The organism is Streptosporangium sp. NPDC049644 (assembly GCF_040675205.1).
Taxonomy (GTDB): domain Bacteria; phylum Actinomycetota; class Actinomycetes; order Streptosporangiales; family Streptosporangiaceae; genus Streptosporangium; species Streptosporangium fukuiense.
The window spans coordinates 1-13,044 of record NZ_JBFAOJ010000011.1; the positions used below are offsets into that span (position 1 = coordinate 1).

A 13,044-nucleotide genomic window follows, 5' to 3' on the forward strand; every position below is an offset into this window, starting at 1 on the left:
GGCGGCTTCGCGCCGCCGCCCGCGCCGTCGCCGCCCCCCTGCCCGACTACTTCCCCCCCGGGGGGGCCGCCCCCCCCGCACCGCGGGGCGACGGCCACCTTTCGTCTCGATATGTGAGAAGTGTGTACGCCGGGCGAGACGGCGTTCCGGCCGCCAGGTAGCCTGAGATGAAATGCGCCAGGTCCCAACCTGCCGCGACGGGGTCTGACAGGGGTGGGCCGGCGACTCTCCGGCGCCACGCCCAGATCACCGGTCCGTGATCCGGACCCGTGACATCAGGCCTGGTCGGAGCCCTGATCGGAGTCTCGACCATTGCCCTGCTCGCATCCGACCGAGACGAGATTCGCCATGTACGACATGTATCCCTGGAACCACGCCGAAGAGGTCAAGGACGAGGCCGCCGAGGCGCTCCAGACCGCCCTGGACCGCCGGGACAACGGTGGTTCTCCAATTCGCTGAACCGGTTCCCGGCGCCGACGGGGTTCCCTCGGCCGATCAGCCGGCGTGTCTCATCCGTCGGTCGCGAGTTTGATCTGCTCGGTCAACCTGACCCCCTGCGGATCGGGGCGCACCGCGCCGACGAAGGAGGACCGGCGCCAGGCGCTGAGCTTCTCCTCCTTGACCACGTCGCCGCTCCGCGGGGCGTGGACCATGTAGCCGGGCCTGGTGATCATGCCGACATGGCCGAGACCGCTGAAGAAGGCCAGGTCACCGGGCTTGAGGTCCTTCCAGGCGATCTTCTTGGAGAAGGCGGCGTACTGGTCGTTGGTGACGCGGGGCAGCTTGATCCCGGCGGCGCCGTAGGCGCGGAGCATCAGGCCCGAGCAGTCGAAGCCGCCGTTGCCGGTGCCACCCCAGACGTAGGGCGTGCCGCGCTTGGACATGGCCCACTTCACGGCCGTCTGCCAGGCGGGCTTGGGGGTCGCGCTCTTCAGTGCCGCCTTCAACCTGACGGTGCCGAGCGCGGGGGTCTCGGGGGAGGGGAGAGGGGAGGCGGCCAGTGCCGCCGTCGGCGCCATGGCCGAGGCCGCGAACACCGCGGCGCCTGAGACGAGGATGGACAGGACGCGAGAGTACATCTTGCCGGACAGGATGATTCCTTCCATAAGGCCGGCCGGGTGAGCTGTCGGGCTCGGGCGTGGAGGCCGCCCTACGGCGCGAAAACGCACCGATTCGCCCCAAGGAATCCCGTGATGGCGGCCGGGAACGCGCTCCGGGGCGGAGCGAGGTTCCCGGGGGCCCGGTGGATCCCGAAAAAAGTGGTTCCCCGGCTCCGTACGGGCCGGTAGGGGGATGGTCCGTACGGATTAGGCGTCAATGTGAATGGGGAGGACGATAACGAAACCTCACGAAACGGTCAATAGGGAGCAAAAAAGGACAAAGTGATCACGCGGGCGGATGCGTGGACACGTCCGAAGAGTGAGATCGGTGTTCGATCACCGAGACGGACAGGTAAGGTGCCTGCATGGATTCGCGTAACATTCGCCTGGCGGTCATCCCCGGGGACGGGATCGGAGTCGAGGTCGTCACCGAGGGCCTGAAGGTCCTCGAAGCGGTCGGCACCAAGGTGGAGACCACCACGTACGACCTCGGGGCCAAGCGCTACCACGAGACCGGTGAGACCCTGCCCGACCCGCTGCTCGACGAGCTACGCGGATACGACGCGATCCTGCTCGGCGCGGTCGGCGACCCCAGCGTGCCCCCGGGCATCCTGGAGCGCGACCTGCTGCTCAAGCTCCGCTTCCAGCTCGACCACTATGTGAACCTCCGCCCGGTCAAGCTCTTCCCCGGCGTCGAGACGCCGCTGGGCAAGGCCCGCCCCGAGGACATCGACATGATCGTCATCCGGGAGGGCACCGAGGGCCCCTACGCCGGTGCCGGAGGCGCCATGCGCCGTGGCACGCCGCACGAGATCGCCACCCAGGAGTCGCTGAACACCGCCTACGGTGTCGAGCGCGTGGTGCGCTACGCCTTCGAGAAGGCGGTGGCCCGCCCCCGCAAGAAGCTGACGCTGGTCCACAAGACCAACGTGCTCACCTACGCCGGTGACCTCTGGGCCCGCACGTTCGACCGGATCAGCGTGGAGTACCCCGAGGTCCAGACCGACTACTGCCACGTCGACGCGGCCTCGATGTTCTTCGTCAGCCAGCCGGAGCGCTTCGACGTGATCGTCACCGACAACCTCTTCGGTGACATCCTCACCGACATCGGCGCGGCGATCGCCGGCGGCATCGGCCTGGCGGCCAGCGGCAACGTCAACCCCGACCGCACCGCGCCGAGCATGTTCGAGCCGGTGCACGGCAGCGCCCCGGACATCGCGGGCCAGGGCAAGGCCGACCCGACCGCCACGATCCTGTCGGTCGCCATGCTCCTGGACCACCTGGGCCTGGCCGACGAGGCGGCCCGGGTGGAGCAGGCCGTCGCCGACGACCTGCTCGAGCGGCTGGCCGGCTGGGCCGGCCGGACCACCCAGGAGATCGGTGACGACATCACCGCGCGAGTAGCCGGCTGAGGAAGCCGCCCCCTCGACCCCGACGCGCCTGGCGGCTCCTCCGAGCCGCCGGGCGCGTTTTTGTTTCCCCGCACTGCCGGTTTTCGGCATGGATGCAGTAGTTTCCCGTTACCCGGTCCAACGCAGAATGGACCCAAGGGTAAGCCAGACCTCAAGATAAGGATCCGCGTCATGACCACCGCTCAGAAGCTCAGCTTCGACGTGCAGCTCTCCGACCACGCGCGCACCGCGGCCGAGCGCGAGCAGGTAATGGCGGCTCCGGGGTTCGGCCAGGTCTTCACCGACCACATGATCTCGATCGACTACACCGAGGGCGAGGGCTGGCACGACGCCCGGCTCATGCCGTACGGCCCGCTCAGCCTCGACCCCGCGACCGCGGTCTTCCACTACGCGCAGGAGCTCTTCGAGGGCATGAAGGCGTACCGCCAGCAGAACGGTGCGATCGTGACGTTCCGCCCCGAGGCCAACGCCGCCCGCTTCAACACCTCCGCACTGCGGATGGCCATGCCCGAGCTGCCCGAGGAGACGTTCGTCGAGTCGCTGGAACTGCTCGTCCAGACCGACCGCGAGTGGGTGCCGACCACGCCCGGACACAGCCTCTACCTGCGCCCCTTCATGATCGCCACACAGCCGGCGCTCGGGGTCAACTACCCTTCCAGGACCTACAAGTACATGGTGATCGCCTCTCCGGCGGCGGCCTACTTCGGCGGCGGGCAGGCGGTCAGCGTCTGGCTCTCCACCGAGTACACCCGCGCGGCCCCCGGCGGCACCGGCTTCGCCAAGTGCGGCGGCAACTACGCCGCGGCCTTCGTGGCCCAGCGCCAGGCCGTCGAGCAGGGCTGTGACCAGGTGGTCTGGCTGGACGCGAGCGAGCACCGCTACGTCGAGGAGATGGGCGGGATGAACCTGTTCTTCGTCTACGGCGACCGCCTGCTGACCCCGGCGCTCACCGGCACGCTGCTGCCGGGCATCACCCGCGACTCGATCCTCGCCCTGGCCGCCGACCTCGGCCTGCGGGCGGAGGAGGGGCGGCTGTCGATCGAGGAGTGGCAGCGGGGCTGCGAGTCGGGCGAGCTCACCGAGGTCTTCGCCTGCGGCACCGCCGCGGTGGTCACCCCGGTCGGCTCGGTCAAGGGCGCCGACCGTGCCTGGACGATCGGCGACGGCACCCAGGGGCCGGTCACCGGGAGGATCCGCGAGGAGCTGGTGGGCATCCAGTACGGTTCCCGCCCGGACCCGCACAACTGGGTCCACAAGATCTGCTAGTCCCGCGTTCTGCGTGTGGCCTCGGTTGGCTTGGGGTGCTGGATCTCGCATGGGATCTGAACCGTGACGTGACGATGTCCTACATGTGCAAAGTGGGGGCAGCGTGGCGGCAGGTGCGTGGAGAACTGGCCAATGCGTATATACCGGTCACCGCAGCGATCCCCAATCGGAGGGGGCCCGGTCTCCAATCCGGCCGGACCTCCTCCGTGAACAGGGCTATCCTTCGGGCAGCTCGTCGGTGTCGATCGTGAGGTTCCACGGCTCGGGAAGTTTCAGGGAGCCGCCGAACTTGACGATGTTCTCCTGTTGGTACCCCTTGGGGCTGGGGCTGCTGAGGAGCCGGATCTGCTCGTCGAAAGCATCGATGACGAGATAGAGCGGGACACCTGCCAACGCGCAGTTTTGCGGCTTGACGACGTGATCGTCGTTGACGCTGCTTGGGGAGACCACTTCCACCACGAGCAGCGTGACGTCACCGTAGACCTCGTTCTTATCCCACATTCTGGGATTACGTGGCACGACAGTGAGGTCGGGGCGGTAGCGTTCGGCTTGAGGGTCGAGATGGATCTTGATGTCGTTCCAGATCTTCCAACCATGCTCGGTCACTGTGCCGAGAAGCTGGGTGAGAATCCAGAAGACGATGTCGTTGTGGCTGTTGGTAGGCAACTCTCTCACCACGATCCGGCCGTTGATGAGCTCGACGCGCCGGTCAGGCCATTGCTCGCACATCTCTGGGAGTCGCCTGACGAGTTCGTCGCGGAGATCTTCTTGCGGTGGTCTCTCGGTTGGTCGATCCAGAACCTTGGCCATGTGGTCATCCTTCCCTCCGTACAGGTGGGCGCAACGTGTTTGCCGCATCGCTTAAAGTAATCGGAAAGATTCCCGCCCGCCCCGGATTCGGAAAAGTTCTCGTCAGTGCTTTCGAATCATGGTGAGGCCGTCGGCGATGGGGAGCATGATCGAGGTGACCCGCACGTCGGCGCTGACCATGTCGTTGAACTCGCGGATGTGCCTGACCGTCTCGTCGTCCCTGCCGGGATCGGCGACGTGGCCGCTCCACAGCGTGTTGTCGACGAGGATCACCCCGCCGGGGGCCAGCCGCGACATCAGGATCTCGTAGTAGAGGGGATAGTTGACCTTGTCGGCGTCGATGAACGCCAGATCCACCGCGGGGTGCTCGGGGAGCTCGTGCAGCCGCTCGGCCGCCGGGCCGATCCTCAGCTCGATGCGGTCCGAGACCTGTGTCTTCTCCCAGTATCTCCGGGCGACCGCTGTCCACTCCTCGCTCACGTCGAAGCAGGTGAGCCCGCCGCCGGGGGCGAGCCCGCGGGCGAGGCAGATGGAGGAGTAGCCGGTGAAGGTGCCCACCTCCACCGCGTTCCTGGCGCCGCTGATCTGGGCGATCATGGTGAGGAACCGCCCCTGGTCGGGGGAGATCTGCATTCCCGCGCTGTCGCCGGTCAGCTCGCGGGTCTCGACGGCGAGCGCGTCGAGGACGTCGTCGGGCAGGGTGGTGTGCGCGAGCAGGTACTGTCCCACGGCGGGGTCGAGATAGGTCGCCTTCATGGGCCTCATTCTGGTCGGTGGGAGATGGTCGCGGGGGTGAAGCCGAGCCGTGTCGGCAGGCCGCGCGTCTCGAATCCTAAGATCGATGTGTCAGATGCTGTCGGCGTGTGGCAGACTCCAGAGCATCATGTTCTACGGTCTGCTCATTATCGGCAGGCGCGCTGGCTGAAAAGGGACACCGCCAGCGCGCAGACCTCTCACGTCCGTGAGGGGTTTTTTTGTTTCTCGGAGCCGAGTGAGCGCGCGGCGAATCATCGAACCGCGAAGGAGAACGACATGGCCGACGACCGCTTCCACGTGTACGACACGACCCTCCGTGACGGGGCCCAGCAGGAGGGGCTCAACCTCACGGTGGCCGACAAGCTGGCCATCGCGCGTCACCTGGACGGCCTGGGCGTCGGTTTCATCGAGGGTGGCTGGCCGGGGGCCAATCCCAAGGACACAGAGTTCTTCAGGCGAGCTCAAACAGAGCTCGACCTGAAGCACGCGCAGCTCGCCGCGTTCGGCGCGACCCGCCGGGCAGGTGTGAAGGCAGCCGACGACCCGTTGGTGGCCGCGCTGCGCGAATCCGGCGCGCCGGTCGTGACCCTTGTCGCCAAGAGTCACGACCGGCACGTGGAGCTGGCCCTCCGCACGACCCTGGAGGAGAACCTCGCGATGATCCGCGACACGGTCTCCCACCTGCACGCGGAGGGACAGCGGGTCTTCCTCGACGCCGAGCACTTCTTCGACGGCTACAAGTCCAACCCGGCGTACGCGCTGGAGGTGCTGCGCACCGCCGCCGAGGCGGGGGCCTCGGTCGTCGCGCTCTGCGACACCAACGGGGGCATGCTCCCCGACGAGCTGGCCGAGGTCGTGCAGGCCGCCGTCGGCACGTCCGCCAGGATCGGCATCCACTGCCACGACGACACCGGCTGCGCGGTCGCCAACTCCCTGGCCGCGGTGCGGGCGGGCGCGACGCACGTGCAGGGCTGCGCCAACGGATACGGGGAGCGCTCGGGCAACGCCAACCTGTTCACGGTCGTGGCCAACCTGCAGCTCAAGCGGGGGTTCGAGCTGGTGCCGAGGGAGTCGCTGGCCGACATGACCAGGATCGCCCACGCGATCACCGAGGTCACCAACGTCACCCCCAACTCCCACGCCCCCTACGTCGGGGTCTCCGCCTTCGCGCACAAGGCCGGGCTGCACGCCAGCGCGATCAAGGTCGATCCCAACCTCTACCAGCACATCGACCCCGCCGAGGTCGGCAACGACATGCGGATGCTCGTCTCCGACATGGCCGGACGCGCCTCGGTCGAGCTCAAGGGCCGCGAGCTGGGCTACGAGCTGGCTGCCGACACCTCGCGGGAGCTGGTGACGCGGGTCAAGGAGATGGAGTCGAAGGGCTACACCTTCGAGGCCGCCGACGCCTCCTTCGAACTGCTGCTCCGCGACACCGTCGCGGGCGAGCGCAGGCGCCACTTCCAGGTCGAGTCCTGGCGGGTGATCGTCGAGCGGACCCGCGGCGGCGAGGTGGTCAGCGAGGCCACCGTGAAGCTGCACGCCAAGGGCGAGCGGATCGTCGCCACCGGCGAGGGCAACGGCCCGGTCAACGCCCTCGACCGGGCCGTACGGCAGGGACTCGAGCGGCTCTACCCCGAGCTGGCGGGGGTCGAGCTGATCGACTTCAAGGTGCGCATCCTGGAGGGCACGCACGGCACCGACGCCGTCACGCGCGTGCTGATCACCTCCAGCGACGCGGCCGGGGAGTGGTCCACCGTCGGTGTCGACGAGAACATCATCGAGGCGTCCTGGCAGGCGCTGGAGCAGGCCGTCACCTACGGTCTGCTGCGCGCCGGCCACACCGGCTGAGGCGGCACCGGAAAGAGAGCCGGAGGGCGGGTCCAGGGGTGTTCACCCGGACCCGCCCTCCTGACCCGGCGGACCCGGGCGGCACAGGGCGGCCCAGGGCCCTGGCCGGGTCGGTCCCGCCGGGGGCGAGGTCGTCAGGAGAGGTCGGCGCCGCCGACGCGGAAACTCACCGGGCCCTCGGAGGTCTCCACGCTGACCTTGCCGCCGGAGCAGGAGAGCGACGGCTTGCCGGTGCCGGGCACCAGCACGGTCAGCACGGAGTCGCCCGAGGCGGGTGCGACGACCGCGGGCGCGGGGTGCCGCCGCAGGTAGGCGGAGGAGACCCAGCCCTGGTAGGGGTTCTTCTGGCCGCGGACCACCTTGAGCCCGCCGACCGGCTTGCAGGAGGGCATCGAGACCTGCACGAGCGTCGCCTTCCAGCCGGCCTTGTCCTTCACCACGACCTGGCCGCCGCTGTTCGAGACGGTGGACAGGTCACGGGAGAAGTGCCAGATGTTGCGGACCGAGGAGCCCTTGGGGACCGTGTCCAGCACGGCCATCAGGTCCCGTTCGTGGTTGACGAGCACCGAGCGGGTCCTGGGCACGCCGTAGGCCCGGTCGGTCAGCCGGTAGCTCTGCCGCTCGGACCCGATCGAGGATCTGCTCAGGGTGGTGGCGGTCTTGCCGCGGAACCTGGCCCCGGACACGACCGAGGTGTTGTGCGCCTCGGCCGACATCGTCCAGTGCCGGTAGCCGCTGTTCTCGTACGAGTCGAAACCGACGTCGACCAGGACGTCGCGGCCCTGCGCGTAGTAGGTCACGCCCAGGTGGTCCTCGTGGCCGTGGTACTTCATGCCGGGCCCGAAGCGGATGGAGTAGAACGCCGACTCGGGCCTGTCCCAGGCGGTGCGCCCGTAGACGTAGCCGTTGCCGAACACCCGCACCGTCTTCTTCGGGTGGGAGTAGCCGACGGGCCGCACGTCCGCGCCGCCGTCACCGATCGGGACCATGAACCCGTCGGGCTGGGTGGAGTGGGAGATGAAGTCCTCCAGCGACTCCCAGCGGCGTGAGATGTCGGCGGGCACCTTCCGCCCGCACGACTTGATGTTGTCCATCGCGACCTTCAGCCGCTCGTAGACGTAGATCGCGTAGCGGGGGGCCTGCTCGCGCAGCGCGCCCTGGGAGTCGACGTCGAGCTTCACGGTCTCGGTGAGCCGTCTGATCGCGAGGCTGGACCACTGGTCCCGGCCGTAGCGGCAGCCGATGCCGAGCAGCGCGATGTCCTGGTCGATGCCGTGGTTGTGACCCTTCTCGTACAGCTTCGGGTCCGACAGCATCTTGGCGTGCTCGGCCAGGCTGCGGGAGAGCCACGACTCGTTGACGTGCTTGCTGAGGCAGACCAGCGCGGGGGCGCGCAGCGCGATCGGGTGCTCCTGCCAGGCGTACGGGCTGGCCCCCGCGCCGCCGCGCGGGTTGTCGGCGACCCAGTCCTTGGCGATCTCGACGGCCCGTGTCAGGTACGCCTCGTTGCCGTTCGTCTCGTAGTCGGCGACGAGGCGGCCCATCCAGCGCAGCGAGTGGAAGACCATGCTCCAGGAGCGGTTCCGGTAGGGGTCGGCGCGCCAGTCGACGTTCTTGCCGATCTTCACCGGGGCCAGGTCGAGGAAGGCGACCTCGCCGTTCATGATGTCCGCCGCCGTCGGCGTGGCCGGCAGCCAGTCCCCCTGACACTCGGCGGTGCGTTTCACCTCCCGTGCCTCCGCGGTGCCGACTGTGGCGCCGCAGGTCGTCAGGAGGACAAGGGAGAGAGCGAGTGCTTGTGTGCGGCGGCGCACGCCAGTTCCTTCCGGGCCAAACGAAGAGGGCGGATCATGCTGTCCGAATCCCACCAAACCGGTCAAGTCGGGATGGGTGCTTCCGGGACATCGTTAGCAACTAGATGCGGGTTTCCCAGGTTTCCCAGGTTTCCCGGCACGCGTGGCCTGATCCTGCCGGCAGATGTCCCGGCCGCCTCTCGCGGGCGCCGCCGCGTTTCGGCAGGCTGGGCGGCATGAGACTCGCCGACATCGTGATCCCTGACACCCCGGCCGCCCGCGGCTCGCTGGAGGTGGCGACCGCCTACTGCTCGCCCGCCCTGCTCAACCACTCCGTGCGCGCCTACCTGTGGGCGGCGGCCTACGGTGCGATGAACGACATCGCCTTCGACGCCGAGCTGCTGTACGTCGCGTCGATGATGCACGACATCGGCCTGGTCAAGGAGTTCGACAGCCACACCGTGCCGTTCGAGGAGGCGGGAGGCCATGTCGCCTGGGTCTTCGCCGCCGGGGCCGGATGGCCCGTCGAACGTCGCGTGCGCGCGTTGGAGATCGTGGTACGCCACATGTGGGACAGCGTGGACCCCGGGGCGGATCCCGAGGGGCACCTGCTCGAACTGTCCACCGGGCTGGACATCTCCGGGCGGCGGTCGGAGGACTTCCCCGCCGGGCTCCGGGCCGAGGTGCTTGAGCGTTACCCCAGGCTGGGGATCGGCCCGGAGTTCGCCGGATGCTTCGCGGACCAGGCCGCGCGCAAGCCGGACAGCCCGGCCGGGCGGTTCGTCCGCTCGGGGATCGCCGAGCGGATCGCCGCCAACCCCCTGGACCGCTGAGCGCACCGGCCCCGCTCCCGGAAACGAGGGGAGCGGGGCCGGTCGGGCGCCCTTCGGCGAGCGATCAGGCTCCGGGCGCGGGCCCGGTGCTCTGCACGACTTCGAACGACCACAGCTCGGCCCCGGAGGCCGCCGGGCCCTGCCCGTGGCCGTGCCCCTGAGCTGGGCCGGCCGCCTCCTGCCCGTGCCCGTGCCCGTGACCCTGGCCCTGGCCGGCCTCGGCGGCGGCCTGGGCGTGGCCCCGCTGGAAGGCCTGGCTCTCGGTCCAGCGCTTGAAGTCCTCATCGGAACGCCAGCGGGTGTAGACCAGGTAGCGGTCGGTGCCGTCCACCGGGCGGAGCAGTTCGAACCACTCGAACCCGTCCGCGGACTCGACCACTCCCGCCCGTCCGGAGAAGCGGCGCTCCAGTTCCTCGCGCATCTCCGCGGACACCGTCAGCACGTTTATCTTCACGACCGAAGGCACATCGTCTCCTCGAAGCGTTGGTTTCCCCGATCACCCTATGCGGCGCTCCGTCAGGTGACGGCCCTGCGGGGGTGCGGCGCGTCCCCCAGGGTCACCCGGGCGACGGCGGGTATGCGCTCGGTCTCCAGGGCCTGGCGCATGTGCGGGATGACCACCCCGCTCAGCTGCTCGCGGACCGCGCTCATCGGCGCGTCCTCGACGACCGCCACCCGCATTCGTACGGCGGGGTGTTCGCTCGTGCCGGTCATCGCGGCGGTGGCGCCGATGATCGAGGGATGCGAGCCCGCCTCGGCGGCCGCCGCGTCGGTCACGCTGTGCGCGTCCACCTCGGTGATCCCGGCGGGACCGCCGTCCAGGCGGATGCCGCTCAGCCTCCGGCTGCGCCCCTGGACCAGCAGCCAGCGCAGGCCGAACAGCGCGAGCACTATCGCCGCCGCGGCGACCACCCACCACAGCCACGGGTCGTAGCGGGCGAACGCCGCGCGCGTCTGGGCGTCCACGAGCGGTCCGCGGGCGGAGGCCACGGCCGGAGGGAACGCCCCCGCGCCGCGCGCCATCACCAGGGCGCTCAGGGCCATCAGCGCCAGTCCCACGAGCAGCAGCCCCAGCCGGTTGCCCCGGGCGGTCTTGTCGTGCATGGCGCTCACTTCCCTCGCAGGTGCACGTGGACGGGATGGTGCCAGACGGGGGAGAGCGCGGCGATCCGCGCGGTCACCGCCTCCCGTACGGCGTCGGCCAGGCCGGTGGTGTCCCGGACGGCGCTGTGGGCGTCCACTCGGACGGTCTTTCCCACCAGCCGTACCTTGGCCTGGTCCACCCCCCGCACCCGCTCGGCCGCGTGGGCCAGTGACCGGGCGAAGCCCCGGCGCTGCATGCCGATGACCAGGTCCTTGTCGCCCGTCCGCACCGGGATCAGCGTGGGCCGCCCCGGGATGAGCGCGAACAGCACCAGCAGCAGGCCCAGCAGGCCGACCAGGCCCGCGCCCGCCATCACCTGCCGGTCGCTCCACGGCGTCGACGACGCCCAGGTGAGCATCCGGTCGTAGGGCAGCAGGCGCAGCGGGTGGCCCGCCAGGGCGGAGATGACCTCCAGCGCCACCAGGACGCCGATCGCCGTCATCACCACGGCGGTGATGACGGCGGGGATCACCCGGCGCGGGCGGAAGGCCCTGACCGCCGCCCGGTCGGCGGAGGCGTTCCTCACCACCTCGTCGGGTGCCCGCGGCGCGGACGGCGCCACGGACGCCGTACCGGGCGCGGCCGGAATCTCCTCGGTCGGCCCTGTATCGGAGACATGCCCGGAGACATGCTCTGAGAAGGGCTCGTGGGAGGTCATCGCTCTTCCTCCCGCGGCGGGACGTCGGTCCCGTGGGCCGCCGCGTCCGGTGTCCGGAAGTCGGGCCGGCTCCCGCCTTCGGCCCCCGGGGTCTCGGGCGAGGTCTCGGGCGGGGTCTCGGGCGAGGTCTCAGGTGAGGTCTCACGCGAGACCTCGTACGAGGTCTCGGGCGGGCTCTCCGGAGCGCGGATCACGTTGGTGACGTCGATGTCGATGTGGCCGACGTCCATGCCGGTCAGCGTCGTGACCCGTTCGGCGACGTGACGCCGGACCTCGTCGGCCACCTCACGGATCGGGGCCGGGTACTCCATGGTCACGTCCAGCCGGAGCGTCGCGAGCGTGCCGTCGACGGCGGCGCGGGTGCCTCCGCGAAGGGACAGCGGTCCCCGCTCGCCGACCTTCCGCACCCGTGCCACCTCCCTGGCCGCACTGGCCGCGATACGCGACACCACCCGGTCGGATATGTTGGTTCTGCCACGCAGTTCGGCCGGTACGGCCCGCTGTGACGGCTGGGCGGGTACGGCGGGTGGCGCGGACCGCCCGGTCCCGGCGGGGGCGGAGCCCGCCCGCTCGGCGGGCAGGCCGCCTGAGTCCGCGGCCGTTTCCGAGGAGGGGGCGCGGTGTTCGACGGGGGTGTTCATCGCCGTCTCGCCGAGATCCTGGACAGGTTGACCTCGCCGACCTCGGCGAAGTGGCCGAGCAGGAATCCGACGGCACCGAGCACCAGCACCAGCAGGAACGCCCAGAAGCCGCCGAAGGCTCCGGCGAAGCCCAGCAGAACGCCGACGATCGTGCCGAGTACGGACCACACTGGGAAATTGTTCATGTCAAACCTCCGATATGGACATTCACCGGCAGGTCATCCGCCAGCGGGGCGACCGCCGCACGTACCTCGTCGGCGATCTCCGGCAGCGGGCGCCCCAGCCTGACGACCACCGAGATCTCGATCCCGTCCTCGTGCAGCGCGACGCCGGACACCCTCTCGCCGGGCAGGTAGGTCGCCACCGTCCCGAACGGGCCGCCCGAGAGGTCGACGACATCGGGGCAGCGCCGTACGGCGTCGGCTATCCCGTGCGCGAGACCCGCCCCCCGGCGGGCCGGTTCCCGCTCGGCGGCCGTGGCCGGTTCCTCGCGGGGCGGGCCCGTCTCGCCCGGTGCGGCGGCCGTCGTGCGGGCCGGGGCCCGTGGTCTCTGGGCGGGTACGGCCCCGGCCGGGGTCTGGGTGGCGGGCGGGTGGACCGGGTGCTCCGGCCTGTGCGCGGGCATGGCGGTCGCCGGGGTCGGATGCTCCGGTCCGTGCGCGGGCGCGGCGGTCGCCGGGGCCGAGGCGGGCGGCCGACGGGCCGGATCGCCGGGGTCGTTCGCGGGCGCGGCCATCCGGTGGCCGGACCCCGCCGCCACCGGACGCGTCGTCTCCTCGC

The 13,044-nt window shown here is 70.0% G+C and carries 14 protein-coding genes and 1 riboswitch; of the genes, 4 read left to right on the forward strand and 10 right to left on the reverse strand.

Translation table 11 applies throughout. From position 1 onward, the window contains the following. Window positions 1-509 precede the first annotated feature (509 nt). Window positions 510-1,079: a C40 family peptidase gene (locus AB0J58_RS08735; protein ID WP_364212185.1), complete on the reverse strand. Its 570-nt coding sequence runs from the start codon at window positions 1,077-1,079 to the stop codon at window positions 510-512. 14 nt (window positions 1,080-1,093) lie between these two features. Beyond that, a riboswitch (cyclic di-AMP (ydaO/yuaA leader) is annotated at window positions 1,094-1,324 on the reverse strand. Between the two features lie 141 nt (window positions 1,325-1,465). Between AB0J58_RS08735 and AB0J58_RS08740 the strand changes: the two genes are divergently transcribed. Both AB0J58_RS08740 and AB0J58_RS08745 read left to right on the forward strand, forming a co-directional pair. Further along, entirely contained in the window at window positions 1,466-2,512 is a 1,047-nt protein-coding gene (locus AB0J58_RS08740; protein WP_364212188.1) for a 3-isopropylmalate dehydrogenase, read from the forward strand. A 171-nt stretch (window positions 2,513-2,683) separates the two neighbouring features. Beyond that, window positions 2,684-3,778: a branched-chain amino acid aminotransferase gene (locus AB0J58_RS08745; RefSeq protein WP_343969920.1), complete on the forward strand. Its 1,095-nt coding sequence runs from the start codon at window positions 2,684-2,686 to the stop codon at window positions 3,776-3,778. Window positions 3,779-3,994: 216 nt separating this feature from the next. Here the strand turns inward: AB0J58_RS08745 and AB0J58_RS08750 are convergent, their stop codons facing one another. Next, entirely contained in the window at window positions 3,995-4,588 is a 594-nt protein-coding gene (locus AB0J58_RS08750) for a Uma2 family endonuclease (protein ID WP_364212190.1), read from the reverse strand. Between the two features lie 102 nt (window positions 4,589-4,690). Then, entirely contained in the window at window positions 4,691-5,344 is a 654-nt protein-coding gene (locus AB0J58_RS08755) for an O-methyltransferase (protein WP_364212193.1), read from the reverse strand. A gap of 276 nt (window positions 5,345-5,620) precedes the next feature. On the opposite strand from AB0J58_RS08755, the gene cimA reads away from it, so the two are divergent. After that, window positions 5,621-7,195, forward strand: coding sequence for a citramalate synthase (gene cimA, locus AB0J58_RS08760; RefSeq protein ID WP_364212196.1), 1,575 nt, complete (start codon window positions 5,621-5,623; stop codon window positions 7,193-7,195). A 134-nt stretch (window positions 7,196-7,329) separates the two neighbouring features. Here cimA and AB0J58_RS08765 read toward each other — a convergent pair whose 3' ends face one another. Then, complete coding sequence (locus AB0J58_RS08765) at window positions 7,330-8,922, reverse strand: heparinase II/III family protein (protein ID WP_364212199.1); 1,593 nt, start codon at window positions 8,920-8,922, stop codon at window positions 7,330-7,332. Window positions 8,923-9,224: 302 nt separating this feature from the next. On the opposite strand from AB0J58_RS08765, the gene AB0J58_RS08770 reads away from it, so the two are divergent. Beyond that, window positions 9,225-9,821: an HD domain-containing protein gene (locus AB0J58_RS08770; RefSeq protein ID WP_364212202.1), complete on the forward strand. Its 597-nt coding sequence runs from the start codon at window positions 9,225-9,227 to the stop codon at window positions 9,819-9,821. Window positions 9,822-9,885: 64 nt separating this feature from the next. Here AB0J58_RS08770 and AB0J58_RS08775 read toward each other — a convergent pair whose 3' ends face one another. The 6 genes from AB0J58_RS08775 to AB0J58_RS08800 are packed head-to-tail and all read right to left on the reverse strand — an operon-like array spanning window position 9,886 to window position 13,024. Further along, a complete protein-coding gene (locus tag AB0J58_RS08775; RefSeq protein ID WP_355569973.1) occupies window positions 9,886-10,287 on the reverse strand; it encodes an antibiotic biosynthesis monooxygenase in 402 nt (133 codons plus the stop codon). 50 nt (window positions 10,288-10,337) lie between these two features. After that, window positions 10,338-10,925, reverse strand: a complete 588-nt coding sequence (locus AB0J58_RS08780; RefSeq protein ID WP_364212205.1) for an alkaline shock response membrane anchor protein AmaP — start codon at window positions 10,923-10,925, stop codon at window positions 10,338-10,340. 5 nt (window positions 10,926-10,930) lie between these two features. Further along, a complete protein-coding gene (locus AB0J58_RS08785; protein ID WP_364212208.1) occupies window positions 10,931-11,623 on the reverse strand; it encodes a DUF6286 domain-containing protein in 693 nt (230 codons plus the stop codon). After that, window positions 11,620-12,264, reverse strand: coding sequence for an Asp23/Gls24 family envelope stress response protein (locus tag AB0J58_RS08790; protein ID WP_364212211.1), 645 nt, complete (start codon window positions 12,262-12,264; stop codon window positions 11,620-11,622). Before AB0J58_RS08790 ends, AB0J58_RS08785 begins: the two co-directional genes overlap by 4 nt. Continuing rightward, window positions 12,261-12,449 (reverse strand): hypothetical protein, encoded by a 189-nt coding sequence (locus AB0J58_RS08795; RefSeq protein WP_364212214.1) that lies wholly within the window; start codon window positions 12,447-12,449, stop codon window positions 12,261-12,263. Before AB0J58_RS08795 ends, AB0J58_RS08790 begins: the two co-directional genes overlap by 4 nt. Next, entirely contained in the window at window positions 12,446-13,024 is a 579-nt protein-coding gene (locus AB0J58_RS08800) for a hypothetical protein (RefSeq protein ID WP_364212217.1), read from the reverse strand. Before AB0J58_RS08800 ends, AB0J58_RS08795 begins: the two co-directional genes overlap by 4 nt. Window positions 13,025-13,044 lie beyond the last annotated feature (20 nt).